This window comes from Klebsiella sp. NPDC088457 (assembly GCF_044900465.1).
Classification (GTDB): Bacteria; Pseudomonadota; Gammaproteobacteria; order Enterobacterales; family Enterobacteriaceae; genus Klebsiella.
The window spans coordinates 66702-88277 of record NZ_JBJDNH010000013.1; the positions used below are offsets into that span (position 1 = coordinate 66702).

At 57.2% G+C, this 21576-nt stretch carries 20 protein-coding genes; 17 read left to right on the forward strand and 3 right to left on the reverse strand.

Annotation, left to right across the window (positions count from 1 at the left end; genetic code table 11):
* Positions 1–115 precede the first annotated feature (115 nt).
* The 12 genes from ACI2JR_RS10525 to deoD all read left to right on the forward strand — a co-directional run bounded on the left by ACI2JR_RS10525 (position 116) and on the right by deoD (position 11315).
* Entirely contained in the window at positions 116–529 is a 414-nt protein-coding gene (locus ACI2JR_RS10525) for a DNA polymerase III subunit psi (protein WP_132730003.1), read from the forward strand.
* Positions 498–944, forward strand: coding sequence for a ribosomal protein S18-alanine N-acetyltransferase (gene rimI, locus ACI2JR_RS10530; RefSeq protein ID WP_462478499.1), 447 nt, complete (start codon positions 498–500; stop codon positions 942–944). The genes ACI2JR_RS10525 and rimI overlap by 32 nt, the downstream gene beginning before the upstream one ends.
* 103 nt (positions 945–1047) lie before the next feature.
* Positions 1048–1725, forward strand: a complete 678-nt coding sequence (gene yjjG / locus ACI2JR_RS10535; protein WP_132730001.1) for a pyrimidine 5'-nucleotidase — start codon at positions 1048–1050, stop codon at positions 1723–1725.
* Between the two features lie 91 nt (positions 1726–1816).
* Positions 1817–3406, forward strand: a complete 1590-nt coding sequence (prfC, locus tag ACI2JR_RS10540) for a peptide chain release factor 3 (RefSeq protein ID WP_132730000.1) — start codon at positions 1817–1819, stop codon at positions 3404–3406.
* 217 nt (positions 3407–3623) lie between these two features.
* On the forward strand, positions 3624–4238 hold the full coding sequence (osmY, locus tag ACI2JR_RS10545) for a molecular chaperone OsmY (RefSeq protein ID WP_132729999.1): 615 nt from the start codon (positions 3624–3626) through the stop codon (positions 4236–4238).
* A 110-nt stretch (positions 4239–4348) separates the two neighbouring features.
* Positions 4349–4510 (forward strand): DUF1328 domain-containing protein, encoded by a 162-nt coding sequence (locus ACI2JR_RS10550; protein WP_004857650.1) that lies wholly within the window; start codon positions 4349–4351, stop codon positions 4508–4510.
* A 152-nt stretch (positions 4511–4662) separates the two neighbouring features.
* The gene (locus ACI2JR_RS10555) at positions 4663–5736 is read left to right on the forward strand and encodes a patatin-like phospholipase family protein (RefSeq protein ID WP_132729998.1); all 1074 of its coding nucleotides are present in this window, start codon (positions 4663–4665) and stop codon (positions 5734–5736) included.
* Positions 5733–6512: a TatD family hydrolase gene (locus tag ACI2JR_RS10560; RefSeq protein WP_132729997.1), complete on the forward strand. Its 780-nt coding sequence runs from the start codon at positions 5733–5735 to the stop codon at positions 6510–6512. Before ACI2JR_RS10555 ends, ACI2JR_RS10560 begins: the two co-directional genes overlap by 4 nt.
* Before the next feature lie 501 nt (positions 6513–7013).
* A complete protein-coding gene (gene deoC / locus ACI2JR_RS10565; protein WP_462478500.1) occupies positions 7014–7793 on the forward strand; it encodes a deoxyribose-phosphate aldolase in 780 nt (259 codons plus the stop codon).
* Between the two features lie 145 nt (positions 7794–7938).
* Complete coding sequence (gene deoA, locus ACI2JR_RS10570; protein ID WP_132729995.1) at positions 7939–9261, forward strand: thymidine phosphorylase; 1323 nt, start codon at positions 7939–7941, stop codon at positions 9259–9261.
* Between the two features lie 52 nt (positions 9262–9313).
* Positions 9314–10537: a phosphopentomutase gene (gene deoB, locus ACI2JR_RS10575; RefSeq protein WP_132729994.1), complete on the forward strand. Its 1224-nt coding sequence runs from the start codon at positions 9314–9316 to the stop codon at positions 10535–10537.
* A 58-nt stretch (positions 10538–10595) separates the two neighbouring features.
* Positions 10596–11315, forward strand: a complete 720-nt coding sequence (gene deoD, locus ACI2JR_RS10580; protein WP_041143950.1) for a purine-nucleoside phosphorylase — start codon at positions 10596–10598, stop codon at positions 11313–11315.
* A gap of 83 nt (positions 11316–11398) precedes the next feature.
* Here the strand turns inward: deoD and lplA are convergent, their stop codons facing one another.
* Together lplA and ACI2JR_RS10590 are read right to left on the reverse strand one after the other, a co-directional pair.
* Positions 11399–12415: a lipoate--protein ligase LplA gene (gene lplA, locus ACI2JR_RS10585; protein ID WP_462478501.1), complete on the reverse strand. Its 1017-nt coding sequence runs from the start codon at positions 12413–12415 to the stop codon at positions 11399–11401.
* 11 nt (positions 12416–12426) lie between these two features.
* Entirely contained in the window at positions 12427–13062 is a 636-nt protein-coding gene (locus ACI2JR_RS10590) for a YtjB family periplasmic protein (RefSeq protein WP_462478502.1), read from the reverse strand.
* A 103-nt stretch (positions 13063–13165) separates the two neighbouring features.
* Between ACI2JR_RS10590 and serB the strand changes: the two genes are divergently transcribed.
* The 4 genes from serB (at position 13166) to ACI2JR_RS10610 (ending at position 17221) form a co-directional block, all read left to right on the forward strand.
* Positions 13166–14137, forward strand: coding sequence for a phosphoserine phosphatase (gene serB, locus ACI2JR_RS10595; protein ID WP_132729991.1), 972 nt, complete (start codon positions 13166–13168; stop codon positions 14135–14137).
* 9 nt (positions 14138–14146) lie between these two features.
* Positions 14147–15529 (forward strand): DNA repair protein RadA, encoded by a 1383-nt coding sequence (gene radA, locus ACI2JR_RS10600; protein WP_462478503.1) that lies wholly within the window; start codon positions 14147–14149, stop codon positions 15527–15529.
* Positions 15530–15671: 142 nt separating this feature from the next.
* Positions 15672–16904 carry a multifunctional transcriptional regulator/nicotinamide-nucleotide adenylyltransferase/ribosylnicotinamide kinase NadR gene (gene nadR / locus ACI2JR_RS10605; protein ID WP_132729989.1) on the forward strand — a complete coding sequence of 411 codons (1233 nt, stop codon included), beginning with the start codon at positions 15672–15674 and terminating at the stop codon, positions 16902–16904.
* A 146-nt stretch (positions 16905–17050) separates the two neighbouring features.
* Positions 17051–17221 carry a hypothetical protein gene (locus tag ACI2JR_RS10610; protein ID WP_165905726.1) on the forward strand — a complete coding sequence of 57 codons (171 nt, stop codon included), beginning with the start codon at positions 17051–17053 and terminating at the stop codon, positions 17219–17221.
* A 402-nt stretch (positions 17222–17623) separates the two neighbouring features.
* Here the strand turns inward: ACI2JR_RS10610 and ettA are convergent, their stop codons facing one another.
* Positions 17624–19291 (reverse strand): energy-dependent translational throttle protein EttA, encoded by a 1668-nt coding sequence (gene ettA, locus ACI2JR_RS10615; protein ID WP_132729988.1) that lies wholly within the window; start codon positions 19289–19291, stop codon positions 17624–17626.
* Between the two features lie 223 nt (positions 19292–19514).
* Here ettA and sltY point away from each other — a divergent pair, with 223 nt between their 5' ends.
* Positions 19515–21452 carry a murein transglycosylase gene (gene sltY / locus ACI2JR_RS10620; protein WP_132729987.1) on the forward strand — a complete coding sequence of 646 codons (1938 nt, stop codon included), beginning with the start codon at positions 19515–19517 and terminating at the stop codon, positions 21450–21452.
* The last annotated feature ends 124 nt before the right edge of the window (positions 21453–21576 follow it).

Genomic DNA, 21576 nt, shown 5'->3' on the forward strand with positions numbered 1-21576 from the left:
ATATTGCCTGATGGCCGCGACGACGTGCGGCGTTGCTGCGCAATGTATGGAGTTTGTTGGCGCAGATACCACGGATTTGCTATATTGCGCGCTTGATTAACAGGAGTGTTTCGCTATGACTTCCCGACGAGACTGGCAATTACAGCAGCTGGGTATTACCCAGTGGTCGCTGCGTCGCCCCGGGGCGTTGCAGGGCGAAATCGCTATCTCGCTTCCCGGGCATATTCGTTTGCTGATGGTGGCGGAAAACCCGCCGTCGCTAACTGAACCGCTAATCAGCGATATTTTACGCGCGCTGGCGCTGACGCCGGATCAGGTGCTGCAGTTGACGCCGGATCGCGTGGCGATGTTGCCGCAGGATAGCCGCTGCAACAGCTGGCTGCTGGGCACTGACACACCGTTACTGCTGGCGGGCGCCCAGGTCTCAACGCCCGCTTTTGATGAACTCCAGACCAGCGCGTCTGCCCGAATGGCGCTCTGGCAACAAATCTGCGCACATGAACACGATTTCTACCCTCAACACGGCTGATTTGCCCCGTGCCTGGCAAATAGAACAACGCGCCCACGCTTTTCCGTGGAGTGAACACACCTTTGCCAGCAATCAGGGCGAACGCTACCTGAATCTTCAGCTGGCGGTCGATGGGGTGATGGCGGCATTCGCGATTACGCAAATTGTGCTGGACGAGGCGACCCTGTTCAACATCGCCGTCGATCCGGCTTTTCAGCGACGCGGCCTTGGGCGCGCGCTGCTGGAACGGGTGATTGATGAAGTCGAAAAGCGCGGCGTCGTGACGCTGTGGCTGGAGGTGCGCGCGTCTAACGCCGCCGCTATCGCCCTCTATGAAAGTTTAGGCTTTAACGAGGCAACCCTTCGCCGCAACTATTATCCCACGGCCGACGGGCGTGAGGATGCGATCGTCATGGCGCTGCCGATAAGTATGTAACAGCCTGGCGCGGTAGGGTTTTTTATGGGTAAGTCGGAGCCGGTGGCGTTCAGACTTGCTGCAACAACTATGCCTACGGGGTGGGCAACGACAAGGTGATACGATGAAGTGGGACTGGATTTTCTTTGATGCCGACGAAACGCTGTTTACGTTTGACTCTTTTACCGGTTTACAGCGCATGTTTCTCGACTATAGCGTGACCTTTACCGCCGAAGATTTTCAGGACTATCAGGCCGTGAATAAGCCGCTGTGGGTGGATTACCAGAACGGCGCTATCACCGCTTTGCAGCTACAGCATCAGCGTTTTGATAGCTGGGCCGAACGCCTCAGCGTGCCGCCGGGCGAGCTCAACGACGCGTTCATGAACGCCATGGCTGAGATTTGCGCCCCGCTGCCGGGGGCGGTATCGCTGCTGAACGCGCTGCAGGGCAAGGTCAAGATGGGCATCATCACCAACGGATTTACGTCGTTACAGCAGATCCGGCTGGAGCGCACCGGGCTGCGCGATCACTTTGATTTACTGATTATTTCTGAAGAAGTGGGCGTGGCGAAGCCGGATGCGCGCATTTTTGATTACGCGCTGGCGCAGGCGGGCCACCCCGAACGTTCCCGCGTGCTGATGGTGGGAGATACGGCGGAGTCCGATATTCGCGGCGGTGTGAACGCGGGCCTCGCGACCTGCTGGCTGAATGCCCATCAGCGCGAACTGCCTGCGGACCTCCAGCCGGACTGGACGGTGGCCTCTTTAAGCGAACTGGAGCAGCTCCTGTGTAAACACTGATTGCCTCCCCCCTATTGATGGGTAAAATAGCCGCAATTTTTCGTATTCAACATGCGTGGCCGGTTGCCGCGTTTACTAAGAAGATTGAATTATGACGTTGTCTCCTTATCTGCAAGAGGTGGCTAAGCGCCGCACTTTTGCCATTATTTCTCACCCGGATGCCGGTAAAACCACCATCACCGAAAAGGTGCTGCTGTTCGGACAGGCGATTCAGACCGCCGGCAGCGTAAAAGGCCGCGGCTCCAGCCAGCATGCAAAATCTGACTGGATGGAGATGGAAAAGCAGCGTGGTATCTCCATTACCACCTCGGTGATGCAGTTCCCGTATCACGGTAGCCTGGTTAACCTGCTGGACACCCCGGGCCACGAAGACTTCTCCGAAGATACTTACCGTACGCTGACGGCGGTGGACTGCTGCCTGATGGTGATCGATGCGGCAAAAGGCGTTGAAGATCGTACCCGTAAGCTGATGGAAGTGACCCGTCTGCGCGATACGCCGATCCTGACCTTTATGAACAAGCTCGACCGTGATATCCGCGATCCGATGGAGCTGCTGGATGAAGTGGAAAACGAGCTGAAAATCGGCTGCGCGCCGATCACCTGGCCGATTGGCTGCGGTAAACTGTTTAAGGGCGTATACCATCTGTATAAAGATGAAACCTACCTGTATCAGACCGGCAAGGGCCACACCATCCAGGAAGTGCGGATCGTTAAAGGACTGAACAACCCGGATCTCGATCGGGCGGTGGGCGAAGATCTGGCCCAGCAGCTGCGCGATGAGCTGGAGCTGGTGCAGGGCGCCTCGAACGAATTTGATAAAGAGCTGTTCCTCGCAGGCGAAATTACCCCGGTCTTCTTCGGTACCGCATTGGGTAACTTCGGCGTCGATCATATGCTGGACGGCCTGGTTGAGTGGGCGCCCGCGCCGATGCCGCGTAAAACGGATACCCGTGAAGTGACGGCGGCAGAAGACAAGTTCACCGGCTTCGTCTTTAAAATTCAGGCCAACATGGACCCGAAACACCGCGACCGCGTGGCCTTTATGCGCGTGGTGTCCGGTAAATATGAGAAGGGCATGAAGCTGCGCCAGGTGCGTATCGGTAAAGATGTGGTTATTTCCGACGCGCTGACCTTTATGGCCGGCGACCGCTCGCACGTTGAAGAGGCTTATCCGGGCGATATCATCGGGTTGCACAACCACGGAACCATTCAGATTGGCGATACTTTCACCCAGGGCGAAATGATGAAGTTCACCGGTATCCCGAACTTCGCACCGGAGCTGTTCCGTCGTATTCGTCTTAAGGATCCGCTGAAACAGAAACAGCTGCTGAAAGGGCTGGTTCAGCTCTCCGAAGAGGGGGCGGTGCAGGTCTTCCGTCCGATCGCCAATAACGATCTGATTGTCGGCGCCGTCGGTGTGCTGCAGTTTGACGTGGTTGTTGCCCGCCTGAAGAGCGAATACAACGTTGAAGCGATTTACGAATCGGTGAACGTGGCGACCGCGCGTTGGGTGGAATCAACCGACGTGAAAAAGTTTGAGGAGTTTAAGCGTAAAAACGAAATTCAGCTGGCCCTCGATGGCGGTGATAATTTGACCTATATCGCCCCTACGATGGTTAACCTGAATCTGACGCAGGAACGTTATCCTGAAGTGTTGTTCCGCAAAACTCGCGAGCACTAATCCCTTCCGGAGCGCGGCTCGCGCTGCGCTCCACGCTTTTTTTACCTGTTCCTGGCATTGTAGAAAGTTCTTAAATATCCCCGCCATACTGATTTTTTGTGCATATTTCCCGTCTGCTTCATCGCCTTCTACTATATTTAATAAGTAATTTTTAAAATTCTGGCTTAATAAGCTACTTATTTTGTTTTACCGAAACAGAAATAACGAGGGCATAACGATGACAAGACTAAAGAATGCCGGGACGTTGCTGGCTCTCTTCTTAGGCTCGGCCATGATAAGCGCCTCGGCATATGCAGATAACTCGACGACGGATAGCGCAAAGTCTGTTGCCAATAGCGCGGGTCAGGCTGTCGATAGCTCACTGAACAAGGTCGGCGATTTTATGGACGATAGCACCATCACCGCCAGGGTGAAAGCGGCGCTGATCGACGATAAAAGTATCAGCAGCACCGATATCTCAGTGAAAACGGAGAATAAAGCGGTCACGCTGAGCGGCTCTGTGGACAGCAAGGCGCAGCAGGAGCAGGCGGTTAAGGTGGCGAAAGAGGTTAAAGGCGTCGCTTCCGTTGATGACAAGCTTAGCGTGCTGGAAAAAGAGCCGTCGGCAAGTCTGAAGGGCTATGCGGGAGACACCGCTGTGACCAGTGAAATCAAAGCCAAACTGTTGGCGGATGATATCGTCCCGTCGCGAAAAGTCACCGTTGAAACCAGCGCCGGAACCGTGCGTCTCTCCGGTACCGTTGACTCTCGCCAGCAGGCGGAGCGAGCGGGCGATATTGCGAAAGCCGTTTCGGGCGTGAAACGCGTCGAAAATAATCTCAGCGTTAAATAATTCCATTCATTCTTATTTATTGCCGTTAATAAGAGCACGACAGGGTTGGTGTATGCGCAGCCTGAGCGCGCAGAAAAGCGACCGTTATCCACTATGGTAAGGAGAGCATTATGTTTCGATGGGGCATTATTTTTCTGGTCATCGCCTTAATTGCCGCAGCTTTAGGATTTGGTAGCCTGGCGGGTACCGCGGCTTGGGCGGCGAAAATTGTCTTTGTGGTCGGTATCATTCTGTTCCTGGTCAGTCTGTTCACCGGGCGCCGGCGCCCATAGCGGCCGTTTTAACCCCGGCCTAAGTCGCCAAAAACGCATTCAAGACATACAGTTTTACATAAAGCCAGTCCTTGTGACTGGCTTTCGCCGTTTCAGGGGTATAAAAATGACGTTACATTGTTGTAATAGAATAAACAGAACAGGAAAGCAGGGTGGGGCAGCGAATTCCCGTAACGTTAGGCAATATTGCGCCGTTATCAGTGAAGCCGTTTGAACCGGGCAGGTTAGGCCTGGTGTGCGAAGGCGGCGGTCAGCGAGGGATTTTTACCGCCGGGGTGCTGGATGAGTTTATGCGCGCCGGATTCAACCCTTTCGACATTATGCTCGGAACATCTGCCGGGGCGCAGAACCTGTCGGCGTATATGTGTAACCAGCAGGGCTATGCGCGTAAGGTCATCACCCGCTACACCACCGCCCGCGAATTTTTCGATCCCATGCGCTTTGTCCGCGGCGGCAACCTGATCGACCTCGACTGGCTGGTGGCGACGACATCGCAAAAAATGCCGCTGGCGATGAGCTATGCGGAGGAGCGCTTCGCCCAAGGGAAAGAGCTGTGGATGTGCGCCTGCCGCGGCGATGACTATACGCCAAACTACTTTTCCCCCACGCAAAATACCTGGCTTGATCTGATCCGCGCCTCGAGCGCGATTCCCGGTTTTTATCGCAGCGGCGTCATGCTGGACGGCATCAGCTATCTGGACGGCGGCGTCAGCGATGCGATTCCCGTTCAGGAGGCGGCCAAACGCGGGGCACAGACTATCGTGGTGATCCGCACGGTGCCCTCGCAGATGTACTATACCCCGCAGTGGTTTAAGCGAATGGAGCGCTGGCTGGGCGAAAGCAGTCTGCAGCCGTTTGTGAATCTGGTACAACACCATGAAGCCACCTACCGCGCCACTCAGCAGTTTATTGAGAAGCCGCCGGGTAAGCTGCGGATCCTCGAAATTTTTCCCCAGAAACCGCTGAAAAGCATGGCCCTGGGGAGTCGTCTACCGGCGCTGCTGGAAGACTATAAAACCGGCCGTCAGTGCGGGCGCTACTTTCTGGCGACGGTCGGGAAGCTGCTTGCCGATCGTCCGCCATTGCTGCGCCATATGCCGCGGGTTGTGCAACCGACTGCGGTGGTGGTCCCGCCGGCGTCTGTCGCCAATGACGCGCATCAGGCAACCTTCGTCGCCGCCCCACAGGCCAATGATGCCAGCTTTGATAACGAGGATCTGGCATGACGCTGCAGTTTATTGATACTCATTGCCATTTTGATTTTCCGCCGTTCGCCGGTCACGAAACAGAGAGTCTTGCCCGGGCCACGGCAGCGGGCGTGATGCAAATTATTGTTCCGGCAATTGCGGCGGAACATTTCCCCCGGGTGCTGGCGCTGGCGGAACAGCACGATGCCTTGTACGCCGCCGTAGGCTTGCACCCTATTGCGATTGAACGCCACGATGAACGCAGTCTTGAACAGCTTGAAGCCTGCCTGCAGCAGCGCGGGCGAAAGCTGGTGGCGGTGGGGGAGATCGGTCTCGATCTCTATCGTGAAGATCCGCAGTTTGAGCGCCAGCAGGCGGTGCTGGAGGCGCAGCTGCGGCTGGCAAAACGCTACGACCTGCCGGTGATTCTTCATTCCCGACGCACGCACGATAAGCTGGCGATGCTGCTGAAACGACATGCGCTGCCCAGAACCGGCGTGGTACACGGCTTTGCCGGCAGTCTGCAGCAGGCGGAGCGTTTTGTGCAGTCGGGCTATAAAATCGGCGTGGGTGGCACCATCACCTATCCGCGGGCCAGTAAGAGCCGTGAGGTGATGGCGCGTCTGCCGCTGTCGGCGCTGCTGCTGGAAACGGATGCCCCGGATATGCCGCTCAATGGCTTTCAGGGGCAACCTAATCGGCCGGAACAGGCGGCGCGCGTCTTTGCCACCCTGTGTGAACTGCGCGAGGAACCGGCTGACGTTATTGCTAACGCCCTGATGAATAATACAAAAGAATTGTTCTACGCAATGTGAGGGGCCAGGGAGTCTTCCCGCCTTCGCAGCCCATTGTTTTGTTTTCGCGCGACGCGTCACGGGCGAAAAGAGCGATTGCCGTATTCCTTTCGATTCCGCACCGCATCAGATCTATCGCTGCTTTTCTTCCTGATGTGATAATTCCATCATTCCTTGCTTTTAAATAAACCCCTTTATTTTCATGCAATAGACGGGTATTAAGCCGTTATCAGCACAAATGTCATCCGTTTTTGTCGAGAGTGAGCGTTAGTTTATGTTATAATAATAACATCCTCTCGCGGTAAGCCATTTTGATTATGCTTAAAGATAGTCGGGCCGGGAGAAGGTCGGTACTGAACCATTTTTAGTGACAATAATCACATTATTATAATGCAAATTAGCAATTGGTTTTCATTAACTGTGATGGATGTCGAAGTGTGGCTGCGAGGTGATGTTACAATAATCACAGACTCGCAAGGTGAAACAAACTATTGAACCGGCAATAAGCCGTCGGAGTATGAAATGACTGATTTATCTGCAAGCAGCCTGCGCGCGTTGAAACTGATGGACCTGACCACGCTGAATGACGATGACACCAATGAGAAGGTGATCGCGCTGTGCCATCAGGCGCAAACGCCGGTAGGCAATACCGCGGCTATCTGCATCTATCCGCGCTTTATCCCGATCGCTCGCAAAACGCTGAACGCGCAGGGCACCCCGGACATCCGTATCGCCACGGTAACCAACTTCCCGCACGGTAACGATGATATCGATATCGCGCTGGCGGAAACCCGCGCGGCGATTGCCTACGGCGCGGATGAAGTTGACGTGGTATTCCCGTACCGCGCGCTGATCGCCGGCAACGAACAGGTCGGCTTCGATCTGGTAAAAGCCTGCAAGGAAGCCTGTGCGGCGGCCAACGTACTGCTTAAAGTGATCATCGAAACCGGTGAGCTGAAAGAAGAAGCATTAATCCGTAAAGCGTCTGAAATCTCTATCAAAGCAGGCGCGGATTTCATCAAAACCTCTACCGGTAAAGTACCGGTGAACGCGACGCCGGAAAGTGCGCGCATCATGCTGGAAGTGATCCGCGATATGGGCGTGCAGAAAACCGTCGGCTTTAAGCCCGCGGGCGGCGTACGTAGCGCCGAAGACGCCCGGCAGTTTCTGGCGATTGCCGATGAACTGTTTGGCGCTGACTGGGCGGACTCTCGCCACTATCGTTTTGGCGCATCCAGCCTGCTGGCCAGCCTGCTGAAAGCGTTGGGTCACGGCGACGGTAAGATCGCCAGCAGCTACTAAGGCGTAAATGTCGCCCGGACGAGGCGCGGCAGCGCCGACTCCTGGGTCTCCCCGGCGTCGCTGCGCTCGGCCGGACGACAGGATCTTAGCGCGGGCGCAGAGAACGCCGCCCGCCAAAACTGACCTTATTCCTCAGGGGGTTACCTTGTTTCTCGCACAAGAAATTATTCGAAAAAAACGTGATGGTCACGCGCTGAGCGATGATGAAATTCGCTTTTTCATCAACGGGATTCGCGATAACACCGTTTCCGAAGGGCAGATCGCCGCGCTGGCGATGACCATCTTTTTCCACGATATGTCGATGCCGGAACGCGTTTCGCTGACCATGGCGATGCGGGATTCAGGAACCGTTCTGGACTGGAAAAGCCTTAACCTTAACGGCCCAATTGTCGATAAGCACTCTACCGGCGGGGTTGGCGATGTGACGTCGCTGATGCTTGGCCCGATGGTTGCCGCCTGCGGCGGCTATGTGCCGATGATCTCCGGGCGCGGCCTCGGCCATACCGGCGGTACCCTCGACAAACTGGAAGCCATTCCGGGCTTTGATATCTTCCCGGACGACAGCCGTTTCCGCGAAATTATTCAGGATGTTGGCGTGGCCATCATCGGGCAGACCAGCTCGCTGGCTCCTGCCGACAAACGTTTCTATGCCACCCGCGATATTACCGCGACGGTGGACTCCATCCCGCTGATCACCGCGTCGATTCTGGCGAAAAAACTGGCGGAAGGTCTCGATGCGCTGGTGATGGATGTGAAAGTAGGTAGCGGCGCCTTTATGCCGACCTATGAACTCTCTGCTGCGCTGGCCGAAGCGATCGTTGGCGTCTCCAACGGCGCAGGGGTGCGCACGACCGCGCTGCTGACCGATATGAACCAGGTTCTGGCCTCCAGCGCCGGCAATGCCGTCGAGGTCCGTGAAGCGGTACAGTTCCTGACCGGTGAATATCGTAATCCGCGTCTGTTTGATGTGACCATGGCGCTGTGCGTCGAGATGCTGATTTCCGGCAGGCTGGCTCAGGACGACGCTGAGGCGCGGGCGAAGCTGCAGGCGGTGCTGGATAACGGCAAAGCGGCGGAAGTCTTTGGCCGGATGGTGGCCGCGCAGAAGGGCCCGCGTGATTTCATTGAAAACTACGATAACTATCTGCCTGCCGCCATGCTGAGCAAAGCGGTCTACGCGGATGGTGAAGGCTTTGTCAGCGAAATGGACACCCGTGCGCTGGGTATGGCGGTGGTGTCGATGGGCGGCGGCCGTCGCCAGGCGTCCGACCCGATTGATTATAGCGTTGGCTTTACCGATATGGTTCGCCAGGGCGATAGCGTTGACGGGCAGCGACCGCTGGCGGTGATTCACGCCAAAGACGAAACCAGCTGGCAGGACGCCGCCAAAGCCGTCAAAGCGGCAATTAAACTGGACGATAAGGCACCGAAAGAAAACCCGACGGTCTATCGCCGAATCACCGAATAACGGTATACTGATCTGATCGCTTTTTTGCAGCGCAAAAGGTACGGAGAATAATATGAAACGTGCATTTATTATGGTGCTGGACTCCTTCGGCATCGGTGCGACTGAAGATGCCGCTCGTTTTGGCGACGTCGGCTCAGACACTCTGGGACACATTGCTGAAGCCTGTGCCAAAGGGGAAGCTGACAATGGCCGTCAAGGCCCGCTGAATTTGCCAAACCTGACTCGTCTGGGTCTGGCGAAAGCGCATGAAGGTTCTACTGGCTTCATTCCGGCAGGAATGGATGGAAACGCGGAAATCGTCGGCGCCTATGCATGGGCGCACGAACTCTCTTCCGGTAAAGATACGCCGTCTGGGCACTGGGAAATCGCCGGCGTGCCGGTGCTGTTTGACTGGGGCTATTTCTCTGACCATGAAAACAGCTTCCCGCAGGAGCTACTGGACAAACTGGTTAAGCGCGCAAACCTGCCGGGCTACCTCGGCAACTGCCACTCTTCTGGTACCGTGATTCTGGATCAGCTGGGCGAAGAGCATATGAAAACCGGCAAGCCGATTTTCTACACCTCTGCTGACTCGGTGTTCCAGATTGCCTGCCATGAAGAGACCTACGGTCTGGATAAGCTGTATGAGCTGTGCGAAATCGCGCGCGAAGAGCTGACCGAAGGCGGGTACAACATCGGCCGCGTGATTGCGCGTCCGTTTATCGGTGACAAGGCGGGTAACTTCCAGCGTACCGGTAACCGCCATGACCTGGCCGTCGAGCCGCCTGCCGCCACCGTGCTGCAGAAGCTGGTGGACGAGAAGGGCGGTCAGGTGGTTTCCGTGGGCAAAATCGCCGACATCTACGCCAACTGTGGAATCACTAAAAAAGTGAAAGCCACCGGTCTGGATGCGCTGTTTGACGCCACCATTAAAGAGATGAAAGAAGCCGGTGACGAGACTATCGTCTTTACCAACTTCGTCGACTTTGACTCCTCATGGGGCCACCGTCGCGACGTGGCGGGCTACGCCGCGGGCCTGGAGCTGTTCGACCGCCGTCTGCCTGAGCTGATGGCGCTGGTCGGTGAAGACGATATTCTGATCCTCACCGCCGACCACGGCTGCGACCCGACCTGGACCGGTACCGACCATACCCGTGAGCATATCCCGGTTCTGGTTTACGGTCCGAAGGTTAAACCGGGTTCACTTGGCCACCGCGAAACCTTCGCCGACATCGGTCAGACCCTGGCGAAGTACTTCGGTACCTCTGATATGGAATATGGCAAAGCCATGTTCTGATGGATTTGGGCGGGGACTTCCCGCCCATTATGCAGACAAAAAATAAAAGGATAAAACGATGGCAACTCCACACATTAACGCCGAGATGGGTGATTTCGCTGACGTCGTGCTGATGCCGGGCGACCCGCTGCGTGCGAAGCATATTGCCGAAACTTTCCTCGAAGATGTGCGCGAAGTGAACAACGTGCGCGGCATGCTGGGCTTCACCGGTACCTATAAAGGCCGCAAAATCTCCGTGATGGGCCACGGTATGGGTATCCCCTCCTGCTCCATCTATACCAAAGAGCTGATCACCGATTTTGGTGTGAAGAAGATCATTCGCGTGGGTTCCTGCGGCGCGGTACGCGCTGATGTGAAACTGCGTGACGTGGTGATCGGTATGGGCGCGTGCACCGACTCTAAAGTAAACCGTCTGCGTTTTAAGGACCATGACTTTGCGGCGATTGCTGACTTCGGCATGGTGCGTAACGCCGTTGACGCCGCGAAAGCGCTGGGCGTAGACGCCCGCGTGGGTAACATTTTCTCCGCCGACCTGTTCTACACGCCGGACCCGTCAATGTTCGACGTCATGGAAAAATACGGCATCCTGGGCGTGGAAATGGAAGCGGCCGGTATCTACGGCGTGGCGGCGGAGTTCGGGGCGAAAGCGCTGACTATCTGCACCGTCTCTGACCATATCCGTACGCACGAGCAGACTACCGCTGCCGAGCGTCAGACCACCTTCAACGATATGATCAAAATCGCCCTCGAATCTGTTCTGCTCGGCGATCAAGAGTAAGACGAACGGCTCTCCCCGATTTGGGGAGGGCCGCGGTTTCCCGCTAAGGCGCTCACGCCGCAGCAGATACCTTTCTCCCCCCGTTACCGCACCGCACCCGCTATCCATGCGGACAGCTCACGTAGCTCCTGTTCCTGCTCGGGGAAATCCGCCCGTAGCGCTTCACATGTCTGCCGCAGCGCCTCGGCGCGATACGGACTGCCCTGCAAGCGTGTCGCCAGCGCTTCCAGCGGCGCCGGGTTCAGGCTATCGGTGAACACCTGTGCGCGGGTGATATGACCCTTCTCGACGTCGAAATGCAGTTCGACGCCTCCCCAGCGAAAGCGCTCATCCAGCAGATGAGAGAAGGCGGGCGCCTGACCAAAATTCCATGCCCAGCTGCTCTGGCGGGCGAAGGTTTCGGCAAAGTTCGGCAGATCCGGCGTGTTATCCGGCGAAATCACTTCCGCAGCCACGCGCTCGCCATAATAGTTAAAAAAGGCCTCCTCAATCGCGGCGCAGACCTGCTGATGGGTAATACCCGGCAGCAGGTCGACCAGATTGGCGACGCGGCCGCGTACCGAGGTAATGCCCTTTGCCTGCAGCTTCTTTTGATCCGGGTTGAGATAGTTCGCCAGGCGGCTTAAATCGGCATTCAGCAGCAGCGTGCCGTGGTGAAAGCCGCGGTCGAGGGTTTCCCGGTAGGCCGAGCCGGAGACTTTGCGATCGCCTTCGGCGGTTTTGACCACCAGGTCATTGCGCCCGGAAGCCTCCGCCGTCACGCCGAGCGCGTTGAGCGCGGCCAGCACAATTTGCGTCGAGACGGTTTTATCGTACTCCGGCTTCCCCGCCATAAAGGTAAAGCAGGTATTGCCCAGGTCGTGGAATACCGCGCCGCCGCCGCTGCTGCGGCGCACCAGACGCACGTTGTCCTCTTCCATCCGGCGGGTGTTGCACTCTTTCCACGGGTTTTGCGCCCGGCCAATGACCACCGTGTCAGCGTTGCGCCACAGAAATAGCACCCGCTGCGTGGCGGGCATCTGGCGGAAAATAGACTCTTCTACCGCGAGGTTGAACCAGGGGTCATAGGAGTCTGAGAGCAGCAGGCGTAGCGTCGACATCGGGGATTTCCTTATTCATCTTTATCTTCGTCCTGTACCGGCTTATTGGCGGTGAGCAGGAAGGGCGATTGCTGCCAGCGGGTGCGCTTCCCCTGCAGCAAGGTGCGGGTCAGGACGACGCCGATGGCCAGCGACAGCAGCAGCATCAGGCGTAGAATATTGGTGGTATTATCTACCTGTTTCGCCTCGGTGGCTAAGGTATGGGTATCCAGCGTCAGGCGCAGATAGCCCAGCGGGCCGTTTTTACCCGCGATGGGTTCGACGATTTGCTGATTGAAATAGCCGCCGGCTTTTTTGCCGTCCAGCGCCAGCCGGTCGCGCACGTCGACGCCTTCGCCGGAGCGGGCGACCAAATCGCCCTGGTCGTCATAGACGCTGGCATCAAGAATGCGGCTCCGTTGCGTAAGCTGTTCCAGCAGCTGGCCAATGCGCTTCTCGTCGGGCGTTTCGCTACGCATCATCGGCGCCAGATTCAGCGTAACCTGCTGCGCAAGGGTGCGGGCCAGTTCTTCTAACTGCGGATTACGTTGCTTTTGGCTGTTCTGGCTGAACCACGACGCGCCTTGCATCAGGGCGACAAGCAGTGCGAGACAGATAAGAACAATGACGGCGCGATGCAGTCGGAATTTCAGTTTTGCGCGTACCATATTCCACCTTTAATATTTACAGCTTAATGTTGCCAGAAGCGTTGGTTACAAGGTAGCCTCATGCGTTATTTTCCTGGTCTGAATAAAGAAATGTGGAGCCGTAATGCCAAACAGTTTGACCTGGTGCGACCTGCCTGAAGATGTTTCCCTGTGGCCTGGATTACCGCTTTCGCTAAGCGGTGATGAGGTCATGCCGCTGGATTATCACGCTGGACGCAGCGGCTGGTTACTCTACGGGCGCGGTCTTGATAAGCGTCGTTTGACGGCCTGGCAGCACGAACTGGGGGCGGCGCTGGTTATCGTCGCATCCTGGGTTGTCGAAGACTACCAGGTGATTCGCCTGGCGGGCTCGCTGACCCAGCGGGCGACCCGGCTGGCGCACGAAGCGGGGCTGGATGTGGCGCCGTTGGGTAAAATCCCGCACCTGCGCACGCCCGGGCTGCTGGTGATGGATATGGACTCCACGGCGATTCGGATCGAGTGCATTGATGAGATCGCCAAACTGGCCGGGACCGGCGAGCTGGTGTCGGAAGTGACCGAACGCGCGATGCGCGGCGAACTGGATTTTACCGCCAGCCTGCGTCAGCGGGTGGCGACGCTAAAAGATGCCGATGCCAATATTCTGCTGCAGGTGCGTGAATCGCTGCCGCTGATGCCGGGGCTGACGCAGCTGGTGCTGAAGCTGGAAACGCTGGGCTGGAAGGTGGCGATTGCCTCCGGCGGCTTTACCTTCTTCGCCGAATATCTGCGCGATAAGCTGCATCTTGACGCCGTGGTCGCCAATGAGCTGGAGATTATGGATGGTAAACTGACCGGTAACGTGATTGGCGATATCGTTGATGCGAAATATAAGGCCGCGACGTTGCGCAAACTGGCGGAGAAATATGAAATTCCGCCGACGCAAACCGTGGCAATCGGCGATGGCGCCAACGATTTACCGATGATTAAGGCGGCGGGTCTGGGGATCGCCTATCATGCTAAACCCAAAGTGAATGAGCTGGCGGAGGTCACCATCCGCCACGCTGACCTGATGGGGGTATTCTGTATCCTCTCGGGCAGCATGAATCAAAAGTAAGAGGTTAACGTGGCGAAAGCTCCAAAACGCGCATTTGTCTGTAATGAATGTGGTGCGGATTACCCGCGCTGGCAGGGGCAGTGCAGCGCCTGTCATGCCTGGAATACCATCACTGAGGTGCGTATTGCCGCTTCGCCGCAGGTGGCGAGAAACGAACGCCTGACGGGCTATGCCGGTAATGCCGGCGTGTCGAAGGTGCAAAAGCTGTCGGAGATCAGCCTTGAGGCGCTACCGCGTTTTTCCACCGGATTTAAAGAGTTTGACCGCGTCCTCGGCGGCGGCGTGGTGCCGGGCAGCGCGATTCTGATTGGCGGTAGCCCGGGGGCCGGTAAATCGACGTTGCTGCTGCAAACGCTGTGCCGGCTGGCGGAAAGCATGAAAACGCTGTACGTCACCGGGGAAGAGTCGTTGCAGCAGGTGGCGATGCGCGCGCACCGCCTCGGGCTGCCGACCGCCAATCTCAATATGCTCTCCGAGACCAGCATTGAGCAAATCTGCCAGATAGCCGATGAAGAAAAGCCGCAGCTGATGGTCATCGACTCGATCCAGGTGATGCATATGGCCGACGTGCAGTCGTCGCCGGGCAGCGTTGCCCAGGTGCGCGAAACCGCGGCCTATCTGACGCGCTTTGCGAAAACGCGCGGCGTGGCGATTGTGATGGTGGGTCATGTGACCAAAGATGGCTCGCTGGCCGGGCCGAAGGTGCTGGAGCACTGTATTGACTGCTCGGTGCTGCTGGATGGCGACGCCGACTCGCGCTTTCGCACCTTACGCAGCCATAAAAACCGCTTCGGCGCGGTGAATGAGCTGGGCGTTTTCGCGATGACCGAACAGGGGCTGCGTGAAATCAGCAACCCTTCCGCGATTTTCCTCAGCCGCGGCGACGAAGTCACCTCCGGCAGTTCGGTGATGGTGGTCTGGGAAGGCACCCGTCCGCTGCTGGTGGAGATTCAGGCGCTGGTCGATCACTCGATGATGTCTAATCCGCGCCGCGTGGCGGTAGGGCTGGAACAAAACCGTCTGGCCATTTTGCTGGCGGTACTGCACCGCCACGGCGGGCTGCAGATGGCCGATCAGGACGTGTTTGTGAATGTTGTTGGCGGGGTGAAGGTGGCGGAAACCAGCGCCGATCTGGCACTGCTGCTGGCGATGGTCTCCAGCCTGCGCGATCGTCCGCTGCCGCACGATCTGGTGGTCTTTGGTGAAGTGGGGCTGTCCGGCGAGATCCGTCCGGTGCCCAGCGGCCAGGAGCGTATCTCCGAGGCGGCGAAGCACGGCTTCCGCCGCGCTATTGTCCCGGCGGCCAACGTGCCGAAAAAAGCGCCGGAAGGGATGCAAATCTTTGGTGTGAAAAAGCTTTCAGACGCACTAAGTGTCTTTGACGACTTATAATTAAATACCCGTCGCCTTTGCGGCGGCAGAGGCGTAGGCGGCGTTCGTTCACCCGGGTCATGGCGTTCACTCGTTTGCCGCCTGCCCGCCAGCAGAAAGCCATCGGGTATTTTCTTTATTTTTAGTAAAGCAGGAGGCTCTTGTGTCATCGTTCGACTATCTCAAAACCGCCATTAAGCAGAAGGGCTGTACGCTGCAGCAGGTGGCGGAAGCCAGCGGAATGACCAAAGGCTATCTGAGCCAACTGTTGAATGCCAAAATCAAAAGCCCAAGCGCGCAGAAGCTGGAAGCGCTGCACCGTTTTCTCGGCCTTGAGTTTCCGCGTCAGCAAAAGAGCGTCGGCGTGGTGTTTGGTAAGTTTTACCCGCTGCATACCGGGCACATCTATTTGATTCAGCGCGCCTGTAGCCAGGTGGACGAACTGCACATCATTATGGGCTACGACGATACCCGCGATCGTCAGCTGTTCGAAGACAGCGCGATGTCGCAACAGCCGACGGTCTCTGACCGTTTGCGCTGGCTGCTGCAAACCTTCAAATATCAGAAAAACATCCGCATTCATGCGTTTAATGAAGAGGGGATGGAGCCTTACCCACACGGCTGGGACGTCTGGAGCCGCGGGATCCGCGGATTTATGAGCGATAAGGGCATTCAGCCAAACTGGATCTACACCTCGGAAGAGGCGGATGCGCACCAGTATTTACAGCATCTGGGGATCGAAACCGTGCTGATCGATCCTAAGCGCACCTTTATGAGCATCAGCGGCGGGCAGATCCGTGAAAACCCGTTCCGCTACTGGGAATATATCCCAACGGAAGTGAAGCCGTTCTTCGTGCGTACGGTGGCGATCCTCGGCGGCGAGTCGAGCGGTAAATCGACGCTGGTGAATAAGCTCTCGAACATTTTTAATACCACCAGCGCCTGGGAGTATGGCCGTGATTACGTCTTCTCGCACCTCGGCGGCGACGAGATGGCGTTGCAGTATTCCGATTATGACAAAATCGCGCTTGGTCATGCTCAGTACATTGATTTTGCAGTGAAATATGCTAATAAAGTGGCGTTTATCGATACCGATTTTGTCAGTACCCAGGCCTTCTGCCTTAAATATGAGGGGCGCGAGCACCCTTTCGTGCAGGCGCTGATCGACGAGTATCGCTTCGACCTGGTGATCCTGCTGGAGAACAATACCCCGTGGGTGGCCGATGGTTTACGCAGCCTCGGCAGCTCGGTGGATCGCAAAGAGTTCCAGACCCTGCTGGTGTCGTTGCTTAAAGAAAATGAGATTGACTTCGTGCATGTCAAAGAGCCGGACTACGATACGCGCTTCCTGCGCTGCGTCGAGCTGGTGAAACAGCTGATGGGCGAGCCGGGCTGATCGTCCTGCTGGTCACTCAAGGCGGCCAGCATATTTTTAGGGTTTATCGTGGCGTGACGTGATGCCGGTAAACGGTGGTTTGGCGAAGCTGTTTTCTTCGCTTGTGCTGTAAAATATCCCGTTCGCTTACGGTGGAATATCACCATATGTTTCGCACACTTTTGTTTCCCGCCATGCAGGTGAACTGCCCGGGGCCGGTTTCGTCCGGCCCCGGGAACCCGGCATTCAGGCAAGAAAAATCGTCGCTGCGCGACACCTTCGTCTCCCGTCTTCGCCGTCTGGCTTTTCGCGGACGGCAAGAGGTCACTTCCCCGTAAGGCTTGCCTCCGCCAGGTTGTTCGCCCCTCCCTCTGGAGCTCACCCCTTCGGGGCCGCCTGCGCCTCAGCGATTTTTAGCCGTCCCAACCCCCTGCTGTCTGTCCCGATGTTCCATGCTGACATAATGGTCGTTGCTGAAAAAACGTTCAGCAACGATATAGCGACAGAGCGGTCACAGGCTGGCAGCGCGGGGGTGAGAAAAGTGATGCATTCACCGTGAACGGAACATTCCTCGGAAGTCAGCGGAATATTCCGCAGGACATCCGTTTTCTGGCTTCCCCGCATAAAAAAATCCGTAATCACGCTGTGATTACGGATTTTTATGTCACCACAGGAGCGGCCAATGAATCCTTAAATGATCGGCATTATAGTATGAGCCGCCCGTTTTATGACTGCGTGGCTTACTTCGCGATACGCTTGTATTTGATTCGCTTCGGCTCCAGCGCATCGGCGCCGAGGGTGCGTTTCTTATACTCTTCGTATTCGGTAAAGTTACCTTCGAAGAACTCCACCTTGCCTTCATCCTGGTAATCCAGAATGTGGGTGGCGATACGGTCGAGGAACCAACGGTCGTGCGAGATGACCATCGCGCAGCCCGGGAACTCCAGCAGGGCGTTTTCCAACGCGCGCAGAGTTTCGATATCCAGGTCGTTGGTCGGTTCATCGAGCAGCAGCACGTTGCCGCCAACCTGCAGCAGCTTCGCCAGGTGCAGACGACCGCGCTCGCCGCCGGACAATTCGCCAACGCGTTTACCCTGATCGACACCTTTAAAGTTGAAGCGGCCGACGTAGGCGCGGCTTGGCATCTCGGTGTTGCCGATCTTCATGATATCCAGCCCGCCGGAAACTTCTTCCCAGACGGTTTTGCTGTTATCCATCGCGTCACGGAACTGATCGACGGACGCCAGCTTCACGGTTTCACCGAGGGTGATAGAGCCGGCATCCGGCTGTTCCTGGCCGGACATCATGCGGAACAGGGTCGATTTACCCGCGCCGTTCGGCCCGATGATCCCGACGATGGCTCCTTTCGGTACGGAGAAGGTCAGATCGTCGATCAGCAGGCGATCGCCGTAGGATTTACGCAGGTTGCTCACCTCAACGACTTTATCCCCCAGACGGGCTCCAGGCGGAATAAACAGTTCGTTGGTTTCGTTACGCTTCTGATACTCAACGTTGTTGAGCTCTTCAAAGCGCGCCAGACGGGCTTTGCCCTTCGACTGACGGCCTTTCGCGCCCTGGCGTACCCATTCCAGCTCTTTCTCAATGGATTTGCGGCGCGCCGCTTCCTGAGAGGCTTCCTGCGCCAGACGCTGATCTTTCTGCTCCAGCCATGAAGAGTAGTTGCCTTCCCACGGAATCCCTTCGCCGCGGTCGAGTTCGAGGATCCAGCCGGCCACGTTATCGAGGAAGTAACGGTCGTGGGTAATCGCCACCACGGTACCTTCGAAGTCGTGGAGGAAGCGTTCCAGCCACGCCACGGATTCGGCATCCAGGTGGTTAGTCGGTTCGTCGAGCAGCAACATGTCCGGTTTTTCCAGCAGCAGGCGGCACAGCGCCACGCGGCGGCGTTCCCCCCCGGAAAGGTTGGCGATTTTCGCGTCCCAGTCCGGCAGACGCAGGGCATCGGCCGCACGCTCCAGCTGAACGTTCAGGTTGTGGCCGTCGTGCGCCTGGATAATCTCTTCGAACTTGCCCTGCTGCGCCGCGAGCTTATCGAAATCGGCATCCGGCTCGGCGTACTTCGCATACACCTCGTCCAGGCCCTTCAGCGCGCTAACCACTTCGGCAACCGCTTCTTCCACGGACTCACGAACGGTTTGCTCCGGGTTCAGCTGCGGCTCCTGCGGCAGATAGCCAATTTTAAGACCCGGCTGCGGACGGGCTTCACCTTCAATATCGGTATCGATACCGGCCATAATGCGTAGCAGGGTGGACTTACCGGCGCCGTTCAGACCGAGAACGCCGATCTTCGCGCCAGGGAAGAAGCTCAGGGAGATATTTTTCAAAATATGTCGTTTCGGCGGAACCACTTTGCCGACACGATGCATGGTATAAACGAATTGAGCCACGGTGGACTTCGCCTCTTTTATTTTGCGGAATAGTTTTCAAAGGCGAAGTGTAGCCTTTTTCGCGCGTTAATCCCAGAGAGGCGATGGGATTCACAGAAGAGTAAAAAAATGTCCAGGACGTGGCACGTTTGGCGTTGTCTGGTTAGCATATCTAAAGCGACACCGGGATATTTTACACGCGGCACGATGCTGCTCTGATGTACTTAATATAGAGGAAGAGCTTGTGGAAAAAGCCAAAACGATGGCATGGCGTCTGCTGGCGGCCAGCGTGAGTCTGCTGACGCTCAGCCAACTGGCGCATGCGGATTCACTGGATGAACAGCGCAGCCGCTACGCTCAAATTAAGCAGGCATGGGACAGCCGGCAGATGTCCATCGTCGATCAGCTGATGCCTACGCTAACCACCTATCCGCTATACCCCTATCTCCAGTACCGGCAGATTGCTGACGATCTGATGAACCAGCCGACGCTGGTGGTGAAAAACTTCATCGAAGCGAACCCGACGCTGCCGCCCGCGCGTTCCCTTAAATCGCGCTTCGTCAACGAGCTGGCGCGTCGTAGCGACTGGCAAGGACTGCTGGCGTTTAGTCCGGATAAGCCGGCCAGCACCGAGGCGCAGTGTAATTACTACTATGCGAAACTGAGCGTGGGCCAGGCGCAGGAAGCCTGGGAAGGGGCGAAAACGCTGTGGCTGAGCGGTAAAAGCCAGCCCAATGCCTGTGACGCGCTGTTTAGCGCCTGGCGATCTTCCGGCAAGCAGGACCCGTTGGCCTGGCTTGAGCGTATTCGCCTGGCGATGAAGGCGGGTAATACCGGCCTGGTCAGCGTGCTGGCGCAACAGATGCCGCCTGAATACCAGACGATTTCGTCCGCGGTGGTGGCGCTGGCCAATGATCCGAATACCGTGATGACCTTCGCCCGCACAACCGGGGCGACGGATTTCACCCGCCAGATGGCGGCGGTGGCGTTTGCCAGCGTCGCCCGCCAGGATGTAGAAAACGCCCGGCTGATGATCCCCTCGCTGGTGCAGGCCCAGCAGCTCAATGACGATCAAACCCAGGAACTTCGGGATATCGTCGCCTGGCGTCTGATGGGCAACGACGTGACCGAAGAACAGGCCGTCTGGCGCGATGACGCCATTATGCGTTCGCAATCCACCCCGCTGGTGGAACGACGGGTGCGGATGGCGCTGGGGATCGGCGATCGTCGCGGCCTGAATACCTGGCTGGCGCGCCTGCCGATGGAAGCGAAAGAGAAAGATGAGTGGCGCTACTGGCAGGCGGATCTGCTGCTGGAGCGCGGGCGCGATGACGAAGCGAAAGCGATCCTCCACTCGCTGATGCAGCAGCGCGGTTTCTATCCGATGATCGCCGCCCAGCGTCTGGGAGAGGAGTTTACCTTCCGGATCGATAAAGCGCCGGCCAACCTTGACTCTGCGTTGACCTCGGGGCCGGAAATGGCCCGGGTCCGCGAGCTGATGTACTGGAATATGGATAACACCGCCCGCAGTGAATGGGCGAACCTGGTGACCAGCCGGACCAAAGATCAGCAGGCGCAGCTGGCGCGCTACGCTTTCAACCAGCACTGGTGGGATCTCAGCGTTCAGGCCACGATCGCCGGAAAGCTATGGGATCAGCTGGAAGAGCGCTTCCCGCTGGCCTACAACGATCTCTTCTCGCGTTATATCAGCGGCAAAGATATCCCGCAGAGCTACGCGATGGCGATCGCCCGGCAGGAGAGCGCCTGGAATCCGAAAGTCCGCTCGCCGGTCGGCGCCAGCGGCCTGATGCAGATCATGCCGGGTACCGCGACCCATACGGTCAGCATGTTTAATCTCCCGGGCTACAGCGGCCCGTCACAGCTGCTGGATCCGGCAACCAATATCAATATTGGCACCAGCTATCTGCAATATGTTTATCAGCAGTTCGGTAACAACCGTATCTATGCCTCGGCGGCCTACAATGCCGGTCCCGGACGCGTGCGGACCTGGCAGGGCAATAGCGCCGGGCGCATCGATGCGGTGGCCTTCATCGAGAGCATTCCGTTCTCGGAAACCCGTGGCTACGTGAAGAACGTGCTCTCCTATGATGCGTACTACCGTTACTTTATGGGGCAGAATGGGCCGATGCTGAGCGATGCGGAGTGGAAGCAACGCTACTGATACTCGCCGTGATTCGCGCGTCGGAGAGCGGCATGCCGGCGATCCGGCGCGCGAAATCGATAGAGTATTGAACGGAGTATGTTATGCTTTGTACTCGTTAATGAGTACATTCGACAGGCGGCCA